Origin of the sequence: Gemmobacter lanyuensis (assembly GCF_014652355.1) — a bacterium.
Lineage (GTDB): Bacteria > Pseudomonadota > Alphaproteobacteria > Rhodobacterales > Rhodobacteraceae > Gemmobacter > Gemmobacter lanyuensis.
This window is the reverse complement of the sequence record NZ_BMYQ01000022.1, coordinates 1-17,061: the sequence shown is the minus strand read 5'-3', so window position 1 is coordinate 17,061 and position 17,061 is coordinate 1. Positions and strand designations below refer to the sequence as shown.

Below are 17,061 nucleotides of genomic sequence, written 5' to 3'. Positions count from 1 at the left end.
CGATGCAACTCACCAAAGGATGCCCCGCCATGACCCGCCGCACCGCCCGGCCGAACGACAGAGCCCTCGACGCCTTCATCGCTGCCAAGGCCGAGATCGACATCATGCTGGAGCGCCTGAAGGCCCTGAGCGATGACCATTTCGAGACCCACCCCGACGAGATCAACTGGGGCAATGTCGGCACCCTGAAGCACTACGCGGGCCTGCTACGCCAGATCACCGACAGCGCCTTCAAGGAAGGCGAACACGCCGCCTGACGCGCTCAAACGGCGCGACGGCTGCCCCGTCCGAGGACGGGGCTTGCCTCCGTAGAAGGCGCGTACAGCGCTCGCCCAAGCGCCCGGAGGCCCTGATGACCATCCCGTCCGACACCCAGTCCCTGATCCTGTCCCGCGCCGCGACCCGGCCGGGGAACCTCGCCCTGCCGCTGCCCGAGGGGCTGGTCGGCGCCGCGGCCAAGATGGTCGTCGGCAAGATGATCGCCCGCGGCTGGCTTGAAGAGGTCGAGGCCAACCTACGGCGCGGCGAGCCGATGTGGCGCGAAACCGGCGACGGCCATGGCACCACGCTTATCGCCACCGAGGCCGGGTTGGAGGCCGTCGGGATCGAGCCGCTGGCGGCCAGCGCCGTCGCCAGCGCGCGGAGGGCTAAGCCGAGGCAGGCGGCGGACCAGACACCAGACGAAACCGACACCGCGAAACCCGTCGCCATCCGCGCTGGCACCAAGCAGGCGCACATCATCGCCATGCTCCAGCGCCCAGAGGGAGCGACGGTCGCCGAGATGGTCGAGGCCACCGGATGGCTGGCTCATACCGTCCGCGGCTGCATCTCGGGGGCCCTCAAGAAGAAGCTGGGCCTGCCCATCAAGGCCGAGAAGGTCGAGGGCAGGGGCACCGTGTATCGCGTCTAGCTGAACACCGCCGCTATGCGCTCCGTCGCATTCACGGACGCGCCAGTGCGTTCGCAGACCCAACCCTTGCTCACAGTGAAGGCGAACAAGTGGACGTTTCGGCCGCCGAAGGCGTCGGTGACAATCGCCAGTCTATAGTCGCCGTCCGTGAAGCGCCCCTCCATTACTTCCTTGATGATCCGATATTCGTTGGGGGATACTTCTGCACGAGGGGTCAGTCCGGAGTTCCCCTTTACCTCAACGCAGAGCTTTTTTCCGCCTCGCTCAAACTCTAGGTCCCATCCGCAGTTGTCTGCCTGACGGTCACGATAGTCGGGGCCCAGTGCTGCAATGACAGCTTCAATAGCCGAGATTTCTACCAGCGCGTTATGCTCGGCGTCAGTGTTGCGCCCCGACCCGTTTGACTTCTTGGTACCTGAAGTCTGTCCGGACTTCTTCTCGTCGAAGTACTTTTCGAACTTGCGCATCCATGTGCGCATTTCGTCGCTTTCGTCCGGGAAAAACACAGGGCTTTGACCGGGGAAGCCCTTTTTCCGATTGGGAACGGTGAGCAACCTCTGGGACACAGGCAGCAGCATTGCGTTATCTGCAGATGCTTCGAACTGAAAGTCGATCTTGACGTCTGGGTGTGTTGGAACGGACCGAAGACCTGGTTGCTTTCGGCGCCAAACACGGGCGTTTTCGTACCAGCCGATTACGACGGGCCCTAGCTCTTCATGGGTCGAAATGAAGATCACGCGAACGCCGTCCATGAAGTCGTCTTCCGGCTTTGCACCCAGCCTGTTTATGTTGACGGTCGAGTTCCTTGTTTGAACGAAGCCGTATACCTTGCCGTTCAGAGCATCAAAATTAAGCAATTCATGCCCGTAGCCATTGATCGACACATAGTCGAAGCCGCCTGCATGAACGTCTGCTTCTCCGCGGTAATGAGGCATCCAGACGACATTGCAGATCAGGTTGGGCATGGCACTCTCGCGAAGGCATCTACTGTCAGATGTTAAGGAAGAGTCTGCCCACCTGCTAGGTGGATTTGCTGTAGGCCTTCCGCCCCGTCGCCATCTCCCACCGCCGCACGGCGACATCGCAATAGACCGGATCCAGTTCCACTGCGCAGCAGCGCCGCCCGGTGCGTTCCGCGGCGATCAGCTGGGTGCCGGAGCCGCAGAAGGGTTCGAACACGAGGTCGCCGAGATCGGTGAAGGCCTCCAGTACCGCCTCGACCAGCGCCACCGGGAATACGGCGGGGTGCGATCCGGCCGCACCCAGCCCGCCCTTGTGGCGCGTGATGCGGAACACGCTGTCCGGGATGCGGTGGCTCTGGATCGCATTGCCGGAGCCGGTCTTGCGATGGACCGTGCCGTCGGCCCCACGCAGGCCGCCCCCGCCGAGGGTTTCGCCTGCGTGCTTGCTTTCGACCGTCTTGTTCGGCTTCCGGGGCTGGCGGTTGAAGTGGAAGATGAACTCGTGGGACGGCGCAAGGCGGCCGTTCCAGTCGCCCGGCAGGCCCGGCCCCTGGTCCCAGACATACCAGCCGAAGCGCCGCCAGCCCTGCGCGCGCATCCAGTCGAGCCAGCTTTGCCAATACGGAACCCACTCGCCATCGCGGTGGACGAGGCCGAGGTTGACCAGCAGCTGGGCATCGGCAGTGACGGGCGCCGCGGCGAAGACGCCCTGCATCAGCGCATCCCAATCGCCGACCTTCTCCTTCGCCGCGCCATAGTCGCGTTGCTGGGCATAGGGCGGGGAGGTGAACATCAGCGAGGCCTGCGCCCCGTCCATCAGCCGCGCCACGACAGCCGGATCGGTGGCATCGCCGCAGATCAGGCGATGGTCGCCCAGCGCCCAGATGTCACCGGGTCGCGTGATGGGATCGGTCGGGGCCTCCGGGATGGTGTCGGCCGTGCCATCGTCGATGGGTGTACGGTCGTCGTCGTGCAGCAGCGCGTCCAGTTCGTCTTCGGGGATCCCGATCAGGCCGAGGTCGAAGTCCTCGGCCATCAGGCCCCGCAGTTCCTCGAGCAGCAGGGCCTCGTCCCACCCGCCCAATTCGGTCAGCTTGTTGTCGGCGATCCGGTACGCGCGCCGTTGCGCCTCGGTCAGATGGCCCAGCACGATCACCGGCGCCTCGGCCAGACCCAGTTGGCCCGCGGCCAGGATGCGGCCATGGCCTGCGATCAACTCCCCGTCGGCCGCGACGAGGCAGGGTACGGTCCAGCCGAATTCGGCCATGCTGGCGGCGATCTTCGCCACCTGGTCGGCATCGTGCGTCTTGGCATTCCGGGCGTAGTGGCGGAGGCGGGCGAGGGGCCAGTGTTCAATCCGGCCGGGTAGCACGATCATGGCGCAGGTTCTGCCAGTGGCGTGCAGACGATGAGCGTGGTTCGGCCGGGGAGATACCAGCTTGGGAAATCTTCGGGCCACGAGACACGCAGCCCATAGATCGCCGCTGTGGCCTCGGTATCCTTACGCTTTGCGGCATCGAACGTGCCGTAGAGATGCGAGGCGACGGCTGCCGCCATACGATCCTTTCGGTAGAAATAGCCGTGATCGACGAGCTCACGCGGCCACGGATTGACGTGATAGCCGCGCCCGTTGAAAACTCTGTGCCTTGCCAGAACCGACGGCGAGAAGGCGGACTTGGACAGGTGCCAGCCATGGCGTTCGCCGAACAGCGCGGCGAGGCGCTGGCGCGTCGCGTGAAGATCCTGTTGCAGGGCGTTGATGCGGGGATAGCCCTTCGCGTCACGCAGCTTCTTCTGAAACTCGGTCACCGCGCTGGCAAGAGCGGCGACTTCGCCGGGGCTGGTTGCAGCCTCCTGGATGGCGATAGGTCGGTTCATGCTGCGAGTCGCTTGGCCTTGATCGCGGCGAAGGTTTCGCCGGTTTCCGCCAGCACTGCGTCCTGGCCGGTGAAGGACTGCCAGCGTTCGATGGCGACGTCGACATAGGCCGGGTTCAGTTCCACGCCAAGGCAGACCCGGCCCGTCGTCTCCGCCGCGATCAGCGTGGTGCCGGATCCCATGAAAGGTTCATAGACCGCCTGTCCTGGGCTGGAGTTGTTGAGGATCGGCCGCCGCATGCATTCGACCGGCTTTTGCGTACCGTGGACGGTGTCGGCGTCCTGATCCCGGTTGGCGATCTGCCACAGCGTCGTCTGCTTGCGGTCTCCGGCCCAGTGACCCTTGCCCTTGGCGCGCACCGCATACCAGCAGGGTTCGTGCTGCCAGTGATAGTCGCCGCGGCTGAGGACCAGCCGGTCCTTGGCCCAGATGATCTGCGACCGAATGGCGAAGCCCGCGGTGGTCAAGCTGTCGGCCACCGTCGCGGCGTGCAGCGCGCCGTGCCAGACATAGGCGACGTCGCCCGGGAACAGCGCCCAAGCCTCCCGCCAGTCGGCACGGTCATCGTTCAGCACCTTGCCGGTGCGCTTGGTCTTTGCCGCGCCAGCTGCGTTGCGCCAGGAGGGGTCATACTCCACGCCATAGGGCGGGTCGGTCACCATCAGCAGGGGGCGCACGTCGCCCAGCAGCCGCCCGACAACATCGGCCGCAGTGCTGTCGCCGCAGATCAGGCGGTGCGCGCCCAGCTGCCAAAGGTCGCCCGGCACCGAAAGCGGCGTGACCGGTAACTCGGGCACATCGTCTTCGCCCTCGACCGGGCCGTCGCCGCCCAGCGCCTCGGGATCCCGCAGCAGGGCGTCGAGGTCATCGTCGCTGATCCCCAACAGCGACAGGTCGAAATCCTCTGCCAGTAGCCCCGCGATCTCGTCGCGCAGCAGGGCCTCGTCCCATTCGCCCAGTTCGGTCAGCTTGTTGTCGGCGATCCGGTAGGCTCGGCGTTCCGCCTCGTCGAGATGGCTGAGCCGGATCACCGGCACCTCGGTCAGCCCGAGCATGGTTGCGGCCAGCACCCGTCCATGGCCCGCGATCAACTCGCCGTCGTCGGCCACCATGCAGGGCACGGTCCAGCCGAACTTGGCCATGCTGGCCGCGATCTTCGCCACCTGATCGTCGCCATGCATCTTGGCATTGCGGGCATAGGGGCGCAGCCGGGCAATCGGCCAGGATTCAATCTGGCTCGGCGCGAAAACGAGATCCATGGGATGGGGCTCGGGATGAGGGGGAGGGGAAATGAAAAGCGCCCGCGAGGGGGATCCTCCGGGCGCAATTCTTCGATGATCAAGGGGTAGGTCAATGGGGGCAGGTCTGTCAACCCGAAAAGTGAAGCGGATTCAACGGCTTCTAACGAATTAGCTTCCAGGGGTGGCTTCCGGCTACCTGGCTTCCCCGGAGGTGGCTTCCCTGGCTTCCCGCCGGGAATCCGCCCCGGCCAGATCGTGATTCCGCAAGCCGCTGATCCGACTCGGGAATTCCGGCAGCGGGTCGCAAGGTGGCTTCCGCCTGGCTTCCCCGGTGAAAGTGCCTCACGCTAGCGAACCGCCGCGCTGCGCCCCCCCGCATACGTTCGAAGCCAGGGAGGAACCAGACGAGGGGGGAGGTCAGACCAGCGGTGGGTTCAGAGGGTGGTCAGCCTTCAGATCATCGGCTTTCGACGGCGGTCGCCGCTTGTTCCCGGATGCATCGGCGTCTAACGTCCATCTGATAGAAATTGCTGGGCTTTCAGGCTGTTTGACCATGCGTTTCGAGTAGACTGGAGTGCTGCGCCGATTCGATCCCGGTGCAAGTGGGCGGAGGGAAGATGACGGTTCTGGAAGATATCAAGAATGGCGCTCAATTGCGCGGCGTCGTTCCGGGCCAGCCCGTCGAGGTTGTTTCTGTCGAGTGGATCGGGGATCAGGCAATTAACCTTGTCTATCGCGTGCCAGGCGGTGGTGTCGCCGAAACAACCCTCTATCGCGACGACGAGGTACGAATTGAACTGGATGCCCGCGGCCGGGCTTGGTCGTTCGATGCGGATGGCGATCTTCTGCGCCTTGTTACCGAGGCCAATCGGATAAAGCTGGCGCATTACTTCGACCCCTATCTCGCCATTCACACCAGCCTTGTTGACCCGCTTCCGCACCAGATTTCTGCAGTCTACGGCGAAATGCTGCCGCGCCAGCCTTTGCGTTTTCTTCTCGCCGACGATCCGGGTGCTGGAAAAACCATCATGGCTGGATTGCTGATCAAGGAATTGATCGCCCGCAGCGATCTCGAGCGCTGCCTTGTTGTTGCCCCCGGCAGCCTGGTTGAACAGTGGCAGGATGAGCTTGGAGAGAAGTTCGGGCTGGAATTCGACATCCTCACCCGTGACATGATCGAGAACTCCCGGTCTGGAAATCCGTTCAGTGACCGAAACCGCCTGATTGCGCGGCTGGATGTTCTGGCCCGGAACGAGGAATTGCAGGACAAGCTGGCACAGGCCGCCGAGTGGGATCTTATCATCTGTGACGAAGCCCACCGCATGTCCGCGACCTACTTCGGCGGTGAAGCCAAGTACACCAAGCGGTATCGCGTCGGACAGAAACTCGGCGAAGCCTGCCGTCACCTGCTCCTGATGTCGGCAACCCCGCACAATGGGCATGAGCAGGACTTCCAGCTCTTTATGGCGCTGCTGGATGGTGACCGGTTCGAGGGCCGGTTCCGCGACGGCGTGCACTACGCCGATACTGCCGACATGATGCGGCGCCTTACGAAAGAGGAACTGCTGCGCTTCGATGGCCGCCCGCTCTTCCCGGAGCGCCGTGCCTATACGGTCAAGTACGAGTTGTCTCCTGAAGAGGCCGCGCTTTACGCAGCCGTGACCGAGTACGTCCGCAACGAGATGAACCGGGTCCAGCGCTTTGCGGCCGAGGATGGCAAGAAACGGAACAACGTCGGCTTTGCTCTTCAGATCCTACAGCGCCGCCTCGCGTCCTCACCAGCCGCGATCTACCAGTCCCTTAAGAGGCGGCGCGAACGGTTGGAGGCAGAACTGGCCGAGGCGCGGCTGATGGTCCGCGGCAAGAGATCCGGTTTCGACGTCCCTGACGTGCCCGATGACGCTCTCCAGAACCTGGAGGAACTCGGCCAGGACGAGATCGACGATATCGAGGACCGGATTTCCACGACCGCGACGACGGCCGAAACCGTCGATCAGCTCGCGCTAGAGGTCGAAACCCTGCAAGGGCTGGAACGCATGGCGCTGGGCGTCCTCAGCTCTGGCCAGGACACCAAGTGGTCACAGCTGAACCGCATCCTAGATGATGAGCTGATGGTCGACTCCCACGGCAACCGCCGCAAGCTGATCATCTTCACCGAGCCGAAGGACACCCTCTACTACCTGCATGATCGCGTAAGGGCGCGTCTTGGCCGTGCCGATGCGGTCGAGGTGATCCACGGCGGCGTGTCCCGCGAGGATCGGCGGAAGATCGTCGAGCGGTTCATGCAGGACCGCGACATGCTGGTGCTCATCGCGAACGACGCGGCTGGCGAAGGCGTGAACCTCCAGCGTGGCCACCTGATGGTGAACTACGACCTCCCCTGGAACCCGAACAAGATCGAGCAGCGGTTCGGCCGTATCCACCGGATCGGCCAGACCGAGGTCTGCCACCTCTGGAACCTCGTGGCGGCCGATACGCGCGAGGGCGAGGTCTACGCCCGGCTTCTGGAAAAGCTGGAAGCTGCGCGCGAGGCGCTGGGTGGGCGGGTCTACGACGTCCTTGGCGAGTTGTTCGACGGCACGGCGCTGAAGGATCTTTTGTTCGAGGCGATCCAGTACGGCGAACAACCCGATGTGAAGGCCCGGTTGTTCCAGGCCGTCGATGGTGCCGTCGATCAGCAGCATCTGCTCGATCTTCTGGCCCGTCGGGCGCTGACCAATGACACGATGCCTGCCGCCAAGGTGCAGGAAATCCGCATCGACATGGAACGCGCCGAGGCCCAGCGCCTGCAGCCGCACCACATCCAGAGCTTCTTTGTCGAGGCGTTCAAGAGCCTTGGCGGCCAGATCAAGCCTCGCGAAGAGGGCCGGTGGGAGATCACCCATGTCCCGGTCAGCATCCGCGAGCGCGACCGGCAGATCGGGACCGGCTCTCCAGTTCAGAAGAAGTACGAACGCATCTGCTTCGAGAAGGGCAAGGTGAACCAGCAGCCCGTGGCAACGTTCGTCTGCCCTGGCCACCCTCTGCTCGAAGCCGTCATCAGCATCGTGCGAGAGCAGTACGATCACCTGATGAAACAGGGCGCGGTCATGGTCGATGAAACCGACCTCGGACAAGAGCTGTCGGCCATCTTCTTGCTGGAACACAGCGTCCAGGACGGCCGCCCGACCAGCACTGGCAAACCCCACATCATCTCGGAAAAGCTGCAGTTCGCTTCGATCGACAAGACAGGGAAAGCTGCGAATGCGGGGATCGCCCCCCACCTGAACCTGCGCCCTGCCACGGCCGAGGAAATCGCGCTGGTTTCTGACAAGCTGCACGAGGACTGGCTGCGTAATGATCTGGAAAAGGCCGCCATCCGTTTTGCCACCGTTGAGCTCGCCCAGAGCCATGTGGCCGAGGTAAAGGCCCGGCGTTTGCCCGAGGTTGCCAAGGTCGAGCAGGAGGTGAAAGCCCGCCTGAAGAAGGAGATCAACTTCTGGGACAACCGCGCCGCCGAGCTGCGTGAGGATGAGAAGGCAGGGAAAAAGACTCGCCTGAACTGGCAGAACGCAGAACGCAGGGCCGAAGACCTCGCCGACCGTCTGAAACGCCGGATGGAGTTGCTGGAGAAGGAGCGCTTCATTTCCGCCCAGCCGCCGCGAGTGCGGGGTGGCATGGTCGTCGTGCCGAAGGGGCTGCTGTTGGCGAAGGCTGCTGTCGCAAATGGGGCCAAGGCCAGTGCCTTTGCCGAAGACCCAGAGGCCCGACGCATCAGCGAATTGAAGGCCATGGAAGCGGTCATCAACGCCGAGCGGGCGCTGGGCAATGAGCCGCGCGATGTATCGGCGCAGAAGGTTGGCTACGACATCGCTTCCTTTGACCCTCGCTCTGGTCATTTGCGGTTCATCGAGGTCAAGGGCCGCATCGACGGCGCCGACACTGTCATGCTGACCCGGCAGGAGATCATCACCTCGCTGCACGAGCCCGGGAAATACATCCTGGCCATCGTCCAGATCGAGAGTGGCTACGCCCAGGAACCGCGGTATGTCCGGGGTGCGTTGTCGGACCACGAACCGTCGTTCGAACATACGGCAATCCAGTTTCACCTTAAGCGGCTGCTGGATCGCAGCGTTTCGCCGCAGGAGACCTAATGCGTTTTGCCGAAAAGAGCTTTGAGGTTCGGTTTTGCGCAGCCCTTTCTGCTGCGATGATGCCGTTCAACAGGAATCCATTATGGTATGGTATGACACAGGCGCAGGAGCGTGCATCTGGCATTGACACCATGCTGCGTCATGGCGGGGATTTAGTAATCTTCCAGTTTAAGGCGAAGCAAGGTGGCAAGTTTACTCTTGAAAGAGACCAGTGGCGCGTGCTGACAAGCGTTGCGAGGAAGTACCCCGAAAGCACTTACTATGTCTTTCCTGAGGCTGAAGATACGATCACAGCTGCGAGCTATGGTTGTCTCTTGGAGCGCAGCTGGTGCGCCAAGGTAACGGACATTGGTCCCGCATTTCGGTCTTCATCGAAATCTGTAAATCTGACGCTGAACGCAGCTGCAAAGTCTCTCGAGAAGAAGCGCCCTACGAAAAAGATTGCCGTGAGTTCCTCTTGTGGCATGTTCGGTTGTTTTTGCACAATGGATTGGTCGCGCAGTCATCTTGGCAGGGCACTCGCTAGACACGAGTTTCTGACCTATTTCTTCGGGCTCAAGCTTTTTGGAGAGCCTGCCGGAGACGTCTATGCTCCCGCCTTGGAAGGTAAGCGGTTCGGCATCCCGATCGGTCGCAAGTCGGACCCACTTGACGACAGCGAACCAATCACGGAACGGGGACAGCTCGAGCGCCTCTTCAGTGACTCGGCCGAACAAGCATTCAGAGGCCTATGGGGCCTTTTTCTCCCGCATTCAGATCGGACGGCGCTTCCATGACCCTACCCTACAAAAAGAAACTGATCGAAGTCGCCATTCCGCTCGAGGCCATCAACGCCGCCTCGGCGCGGGAGAAGTCGATCCGGCATGGGCACCCCAGCACCCTGCATCTGTGGTGGGCGCGGCGGCCGTTGGCGGCGTGTCGGGCGGTGCTGTTCGCGCAGCTGGTGGACGATCCCTCCAGCCACCCCGACCAGTTCCCCACCCATGAGGATCAGGAGCGCGAGCGGCAGCGGCTGTTTGCCATCATCGAAGACCTGGTGAAGTGGGAGAACTCGACCAACGAAGAGGTGCTGGAACGCGCGCGGGCGGAAATCCGGCGGTCGTGCGGTGGTGTGCTGCCGCCGGTCTATGACCCGTTCTCGGGCGGCGGGTCGATCCCGCTTGAGGCGCAGCGGCTGGGCCTGCCTGCCTATGGGTCCGACCTGAACCCGGTGGCGGTGATGATCGGCAAGGCGATGATCGAGATCCCGCCGAAATTCAAGGACATGCCCCCGATCCACCCCGGCATCAAGGAGCGGTCGTTCTATCGCAACGCCGAGGGGCTGGCCGAAGATGTGAAATACTACGGCGAATGGATGCGCGAAAAGGCGTGGGAGCGTATCGGGCATCTTTACCCGCAGGTGGACTTGCCGAAGGAGTATGGCGGCGGCAAGGCGACGGTGATCGCCTGGATCTGGGCACGGACGGTCCCGAGCCCGGACCCTGCTTTTGCAGATGTAGAAGTACCACTGATCTCCAGCTACACCTTGAGAAATAGCGAAGGACAAGAAGTCTGGTTGCGCCCCGTTATTGATAAGGCAAACAAAGCCTACCATTTCGAAGTTGATTCCGCGCAGAATGTTCGCTTTGATGAAGATTCTAGCAGCGGTACAAAAACTGGTAGCGCTGCCTTTAGGTGCATCCTTACTGGAACGCCGATTCCTGCGAAATACATCGATGATATGGCGTCGAAGGGTAGGATGGGGCGCCGGTTAATCGCCGCGATTGCAGAGATAAAATCTTCGAAGGCCTATATTTCAGGAGATCGTGTTGATCTTATTTATCAGGAGCAGAATATAAAGCAGCTACTGTCGAGTCCAGATATTGCTGGCAAACTTCCTCAGCAGGTTTGCCGCGGGACTTTTGCCAGCAACGCTCAGGGTCGAAGGTATGGTATAAACGTATTTTCTGACTACTTCATCCCCAGGCAGCAAGTTGCAATGTCTACACTGGTTGCCTGTATTGCAGAGGTGCATAAGCAGATAAAAGATGATCTGCTTGGCTCCAAATGTGAAGACCCCAGGAGTAGTTCTGAGGTGGCGGATCAATACGCTTCAGCGGTTTGCTTGTATCTTGCCTTTGCCATTGATCGAGTCGCTGACGCTGGCAGCAGTATGGCAACTTGGGCCGCTGATGGGTTCATTCGTTTCACATTCGCTCGCCAAGGTATCGCAATGACTTGGGACTTTGTTGAGGCGAATCCGTTCAGCGATAGCACCGGAAACTTCCTGGGCGCTGTAACTTGGGTGGGAAAGGCCATTGAAAACTTCGTCCCTGCAAGCACGGGCCAAGTGATTCAGGCGAGTGCAGAGGCGGCGCCGATACCAGAGAATGCTGTGATCTCAACTGATCCGCCCTATTACAGCAATATCAGCTACGCAGACCTTTCAGACTATTTCTATGTATGGATGAAGCAAAGCGTCGGACATTTGTTCCCAGACCAGTTTGGGACTCTACTAGTTCCAAAGGCTGAAGAGCTCATCGCGGATCGATATCGCCAGGGCTCAGACGCAAGCGCTCGACAGTTCTTCCTCACTGGGATGACGCATGCACTTACGTCAATCCAATCCAAAGATCGGAATGATAGCCCAACGGCAATCTACTATGCCTTTAAGAAGAGTGAGATTGGTAAGGAAGGCATGACGTCGTCTGGCTGGATTACCTTTCTACAGGCAGTTCTAGAGGCTCGATATCAAATTGTCCGAACTTGGCCTGTTCGAACTGAGCGTTCTGCCCGCACTGTAGCTATCGGGAATAACGCACTTGCTAGCTCTATCGTTCTTGTCTGCCGTAAGCGACCATCTACTGCTGAAACTTGCACTCGAGCCGAATTCATCCGTGCTCTGAAGCGTGAGCTACCAACGGCAATTAGGGAATTGCAGGAAGCTAACATTTCGCCAGCAGATATGCCGCAGTGTGCAATAGGACCCGGAATCGGGGTGTTTTCGCGTTACCGCGCCGTGTTAGAGTCCGACGATAGTCCAATGTCTGTCGATGTCGCTCTGCAGCTGATTAACCGCGAGCTCGACGAATACCTCGGCGGCATCCAGGGCGAGTTCGACGCCGACACCCGCTTTGCCATCACATGGTTCGAACAGAACGGGCTGAAAGCGGGGGACTATGGCACGGCGAACAACATCGCCACGGCGCGCGGCATCTCGGTCGAAAGCGTGAAACATGCCGGGATCGTGGAAAGCGCGGCCGGAAAGGTGCGCATCCTGAAGCGTGATGAGATGGATGCGGATTGGGAGCCGGATGCCGATGGCCACCTGACCGTCTGGGAATGCTGCCAGCATCTGGTGCGGCTGCACGAGAAATACGGGATCGGCTACGAGGCGGCGGTGATGCTGAAGAGGTTCGGCCCGAAGGCGGATGATGTGCGCGATTTGGCCTATGTTCTTCACAAGGTTTGCGAAAAGCGGGGCGACGCGAAGGAGGCGACCGCCTACAACGCGCTGATCGCGGACTGGACCGACCTGACCCGCGAAGCCGCCACCGCGCCGCTGACGAACCGCAGCGGTCAGATGAGATTTGAGGTTTAAGGGGGGGGGGCGCTATGAAGATCGACGATCCATCTTACGCTCTTGGCCAGTTCTTCGGCGGAGTGGAGCTTGAAACCTGCACCGATCCCGGCGTCTCGCGCCCCCGGGTGAAGGCAGTGACCGTGTTTCCCCCCACCATGCGGGTCGAGTTCCCGCGGAACCTGCGAGAGATGTTCCCCTTGGGCACAAGGTTCAAGGCGACCGTCAAGGTGTGTCAGAAGACCGTGGATGGCGAGCCCAACGGCCCGCCGTATCTGAAGGCCTACGACATTTCGGTGATCGCCGCGTCCGTGCCTGACGAGGGATTGATGGCCAAGGTTCGCAAGGGCAGCATCAGTGGGCTGTCCTACGAATACCATTGGGTTACAAAGAGATAATCCGGGCTTTGTGCCGGAAGAAGGATTGAGTGCATGGCAAAGTCGACCCGCCAGTATGTGTTTGAAGGCATGGAGCTTCTCCCCGAGGCTCTGACCCCCTTTGTCGAACGGCGTCTCGAGGCCTCATTGCAGGGGCATTGGCAGATCGAGGTTGCCCAGAAGGTTGGATTGCGCCCGAACGCCAACGGACAGGTCGGGTGGGACCAGCAAGGCCTGCTCAAGGCGATGATCTCGTATTGGGGCGATGCCTTTCGCTCGGTACTCGGTCATGCTGAGCGGTCGTATGTGGGCGAGCTGCTCGAGATCCGGAACAAGCTGTCGCACAACGAGACCTTCACCTATGACGATGCCGAACGCGCGCTGGACAGCATGCGGCGGCTGATGGAGGCGATCAGCGCCTCGGACGTGGCAGATCAGCTTGGGAAGATGCGCGACACGATCCTGCGCACCAAGTTCACCGAATTGCAGCGCAACGAGGAGCGGAAGAAGAGCCAGCGGTCCGACATCTCCGTCGAGACGGTGGCGGGGCTGCTGCCGTGGCGCGAGGTGGTGGAGCCGCACCGCGACGTGGCGACTGGAGAGTTTCAGCAGGCCGAGTTTGCGGCCGATCTGGCCAAGGTGCATAACGGCAGCGCGCCGTCGGAATACCGCAACCCGACCGAGTTCTTCTCGCGCACCTATCTGACCTCGGGCCTGTCGACCCTGCTGATCGGCGCGGCCAAGCGGCTGTCGGGCACCGGTGGCGATCCGGTGGTGGAGCTGCAGACGAACTTCGGCGGCGGCAAGACCCACTCCATGCTGGCGCTCTACCACATGGCAGGCGGCACGCCGGTGGAGGATTTGCCGGGGCTGGACCAGCTGCTGTCGCGTGAAGGGCTGACCGTGCCGGGCAAGGTGAACCGGGCGGTGCTGGTGGGCACGTCCTACGGCCCCTCGGACGCGGCCAAGCGGCAGAAGGATTACGGGCGGCCGATCCGCACGACCTGGGGGGAACTGGCGTTCCAGCTTGGGGGCGAGGCGGGCTATGCGCTGGTGGCCGAGAACGATGCCAACGGCATTGCGCCGGGGTCGAACCTGCTGGAAGAGCTGTTCCGGCAATGCGCGCCGTCGCTGATCCTGATCGACGAGTGGGTCGCCTACCTGCGCCAAATCTACAAGGTTGAGGGGCTGCCCTCGGGATCCTTCGACTCGAACCTGTCTTTCGTGCAGTCGCTGACCGAGGCGGTGAAGGCCAGCCCCGGCACGCTGCTGGTGGCATCGCTGCCCGCATCGCAGATCGAGGTCGGCGGGGAAGGCGGCCAGGAGGCGCTGTCGCGCCTGAAGCAGACCTTCAGCCGGGTCGAGACCGGCTGGCGCCCGGCTGACCAGGAAGAAAGCTACGAGATCGTCCGTCGGCGGTTGTTCAAGGAAATCCCGGGCGACAAGTTCCACCACCGCGACAACACATTGAAGCAGTTTGCGAAGATGTATCGCGACAGCCCGAACGAGTTTCCGCAGAACTGTGAGGGTGAGGATTATCGTCGGAAGCTGGAGAAGGCCTATCCGATCCACCCAGAGCTGTTCGATCAGCTCTATACAAGCTGGGGTTCGTTGGAGAAATTCCAGCGCACCCGCGGTGTTCTGCGCCTGATGGCGCAGGTGATCCACGAGCTGTGGATGAACAACGACCCCTCGGTGATGATCATGCCGGGCAGCGTTTCCATCAGCTCGGCGCGCGTCGAACCCGAATTGCTGCATTACCTCGACGTCTCGTGGCAGTCGATCATCGCTGGTGATGTCGATGGGCCAAACTCGACGCCCTACCGGATCGACCAATCGGCGCCGAACCTCAACCGCTACTCGGCTACCCGCCGCGTGGCGCGGGCGATCTTCATGGGGACTGCGCCGACTCACGGGCAGGACAACAAGGGCCTCGATGATCGACAGATCAACCTCGGCGTCGTGCAACCCGGCGAACGCCCAGCCATCTTTGGCGACGCCCTTCGGCGCCTAGCGAACAACGCCAGGTTCATGCATGGCGACCTAGGCCGTTACTGGTACTCGATGTCGGCCAGCCTTAATCGCCTTGCGGCCGACCGGGCCGGGCAGATTGAAGAGCCGCTTGTCCTACTGGAAATCGACAAGGCGCTGGCGACCTACATCAACGGCCTTGGAGACCGTGGGCATTTCGATGCTGTCCAGGTCGCGCCCAGCAGTTCTTCCGACGTTCCCGACGAAGCCGGTGGCGTTCGTGCCGTTGTGCTTGGCGTTGCCCACCCGCACACTGGTCGCGAGAATTCCGATGCCATGGCAGAGGCCAAGGATATCCTTCTTCAGCGCGGTTCTACACCGCGGGTCTATCGGAACATGCTCGTCTTCCTCGCGGCGGAGTCGCGCCAGCTCGATGGGCTGAAGGAGGCCATGCGGTCGTCCCTAGCTTGGGCAGGGATCGTGAAGGACACGGATCGGCTGAATCTGACGCAGCGCGACAGTGCGCTTGCCAAGGCGAAGGTCGCCGAGGCGGCCGAGACTGTAAAGACGCGGCTCAAGGAGACCTGGTGCTATCTCCTGTATCCAATGCAGGATGGTGCGCAGGCCGATGTCGAATGGATCGCGTCGAAAGTTCCAGCGCAGGATGGGCTTCTATCCCGTGCCAGTAAGAAACTGGCCAGCGACGAGGGCCTGCTGCCGGAGCTTGGTCCTGCCCGCCTAGACCGCGAACTGCAAAAGTACATCTGGAATGGCAAGGGCCACCTGTCGCTAAGAGATCTCTGGGAATACCTGAACCGCTACATCTACCTGCCGCGGGTCAAGGATCGGAACGTCCTGATCAAGGCAGTGCGCGCAGCTGTCGGCGCGATGGTGCCTGGCCCATTCGCCTATGCGGAACGATGGGACGAGAAGAGCGGCCGCTACATTGGCCTGGTCCTGCAAAATGCCGCGAATGCGCCGGTGGTCATCGACTCCGACAGCGTGATCGTGAAGCCAGAGGTGGCGGAAAAGCAGGTCCTCGAGACGGCAGCGGCCGCTGCTGCGCCTTCAGATCCGGTACAGGTGCCAGTGAAGGCTGCGGCAGAACAGACCGGCCTGAAGCCGACGGCGGCTGTGGTTCAGCCCGAACGTGATCCGACCCGGTTCATCGGGACGGTCATGATCTCGGCAGATCGACCAGCACACGAAATGCGTCAGATTGTGGAGGCGATCATTGAGCAACTGACTGTGTTGCCCGGCAGCGAGGTGACGCTGAAGCTCGAGATTGATGCCGAAGTTCCGAATGGCCTCGACCGAAGCAAGGTGCGCACGCTGCTCGAGAACGCGAACACGCTGGGATTCATCGACAAAGTGATCAAGTGAATGGATGCGTGACGGTCATCGACCGTCGCGCGATTTCCACGGCCGCGCCTTCGGCATCGCGTCTGTCACCTCGACCTCCCGCAGCATCCCGCCCAGGATCAGCGCGTCCCGCACCCAGCCCAGCGCCTGCCACCAGTCGACATATCCCCGCCGAGCGGCGTCGATCTGCTGCGGATGGGGGGAGAACGTGACCGGGCAGGCCAGGATGTCGATGGTTTTCCATGCGGCACGGGCGTCCGGGCCGCGCACGCGGATGCGTTCGGTGCCCACGACGATGGCGCCCGCATGCGTGCCATGCTGGTTCTGCTTGACGATGGTCGGCACACAGCGCGGGACGGCGCCGGGCATCCAGTCCGGTGTCAGCCCGGCGCGGGCCAGTTCGGCGACGCGGATCGCCATGCGTTTGCCGCCGAGGCTGTCGGGGATCCCCGCGACGGTGGCGGCGATCACCTCGGCATCCTCATGCGTGTAGCCGCCGACCTTGTGCTGGCCGCCGTCGATCTTGCAGCCGAGTATAGCGCGCTGCAGCAGGACGTATTCCAGGCCGAAGCCGAAACCTTCCTCGGTGACGTCCGAGGGTAGGGGCAGCTCCCCGGACTTCGACAGTTATTCCCTGTTTTTTGGTTTTTCGGGTGTCGGCGTTTCAG

The 17,061-nt window shown here is 61.9% G+C and carries 11 protein-coding genes and 1 pseudogene; 7 read left to right on the top strand and 5 right to left on the bottom strand.

Translation table 11 applies throughout. The features are described from left to right. Positions 1–29 precede the first annotated feature (29 nt). Positions 30–257 (top strand): hypothetical protein, encoded by a 228-nt coding sequence (locus tag IE101_RS19000; protein WP_189635426.1) that lies wholly within the window; start codon positions 30–32, stop codon positions 255–257. Between the two features lie 95 nt (positions 258–352). After that, complete coding sequence (locus IE101_RS18995) at positions 353–910, top strand: DUF3489 domain-containing protein (protein ID WP_189635425.1); 558 nt, start codon at positions 353–355, stop codon at positions 908–910. Here IE101_RS18995 and IE101_RS18990 read toward each other — a convergent pair. From IE101_RS18990 to IE101_RS18975, 4 genes are read right to left on the bottom strand one after another with little or no spacing between them, the layout of a single operon-like run. Next, the gene (locus tag IE101_RS18990) at positions 907–1,875 is read right to left on the bottom strand and encodes a protein NO VEIN domain-containing protein (RefSeq protein WP_189635424.1); all 969 of its coding nucleotides are present in this window, start codon (positions 1,873–1,875) and stop codon (positions 907–909) included. The two genes, IE101_RS18995 and IE101_RS18990, sit on opposite strands and share 4 nt — an antisense overlap. A gap of 55 nt (positions 1,876–1,930) precedes the next feature. Next, on the bottom strand, positions 1,931–3,250 hold the full coding sequence (locus tag IE101_RS18985; protein WP_189635423.1) for a site-specific DNA-methyltransferase: 1,320 nt from the start codon (positions 3,248–3,250) through the stop codon (positions 1,931–1,933). Next, positions 3,247–3,750: a hypothetical protein gene (locus IE101_RS18980; protein WP_189635422.1), complete on the bottom strand. Its 504-nt coding sequence runs from the start codon at positions 3,748–3,750 to the stop codon at positions 3,247–3,249. Before IE101_RS18980 ends, IE101_RS18985 begins: the two co-directional genes overlap by 4 nt. Continuing rightward, positions 3,747–5,009: a site-specific DNA-methyltransferase gene (locus IE101_RS18975; RefSeq protein WP_189635421.1), complete on the bottom strand. Its 1,263-nt coding sequence runs from the start codon at positions 5,007–5,009 to the stop codon at positions 3,747–3,749. Before IE101_RS18975 ends, IE101_RS18980 begins: the two co-directional genes overlap by 4 nt. A gap of 599 nt (positions 5,010–5,608) precedes the next feature. On the opposite strand from IE101_RS18975, the gene IE101_RS18970 reads away from it, so the two are divergent. The 5 genes from IE101_RS18970 to IE101_RS18950 are packed head-to-tail and all read left to right on the top strand — an operon-like array spanning position 5,609 to position 16,414. Continuing rightward, positions 5,609–9,124, top strand: coding sequence for a DUF8742 domain-containing protein (locus IE101_RS18970; RefSeq protein WP_189635420.1), 3,516 nt, complete (start codon positions 5,609–5,611; stop codon positions 9,122–9,124). Further along, entirely contained in the window at positions 9,124–9,900 is a 777-nt protein-coding gene (locus IE101_RS18965) for a hypothetical protein (RefSeq protein WP_189635419.1), read from the top strand. Before IE101_RS18970 ends, IE101_RS18965 begins: the two co-directional genes overlap by 1 nt. Further along, positions 9,897–12,704, top strand: coding sequence for a DUF1156 domain-containing protein (locus IE101_RS18960; RefSeq protein WP_189635418.1), 2,808 nt, complete (start codon positions 9,897–9,899; stop codon positions 12,702–12,704). Before IE101_RS18965 ends, IE101_RS18960 begins: the two co-directional genes overlap by 4 nt. Before the next feature lie 14 nt (positions 12,705–12,718). After that, the gene (locus IE101_RS18955; protein ID WP_189381996.1) at positions 12,719–13,081 is read left to right on the top strand and encodes a hypothetical protein; all 363 of its coding nucleotides are present in this window, start codon (positions 12,719–12,721) and stop codon (positions 13,079–13,081) included. A 33-nt stretch (positions 13,082–13,114) separates the two neighbouring features. Then, on the top strand, positions 13,115–16,414 hold the full coding sequence (locus IE101_RS18950; RefSeq protein WP_189635417.1) for a DUF499 family protein: 3,300 nt from the start codon (positions 13,115–13,117) through the stop codon (positions 16,412–16,414). A gap of 15 nt (positions 16,415–16,429) precedes the next feature. Here IE101_RS18950 and IE101_RS18945 read toward each other — a convergent pair. Continuing rightward, positions 16,430–17,005: pseudogene (locus tag IE101_RS18945) on the bottom strand (hypothetical protein); the annotation flags it as partial. Positions 17,006–17,061: the final 56 nt, after the last annotated feature.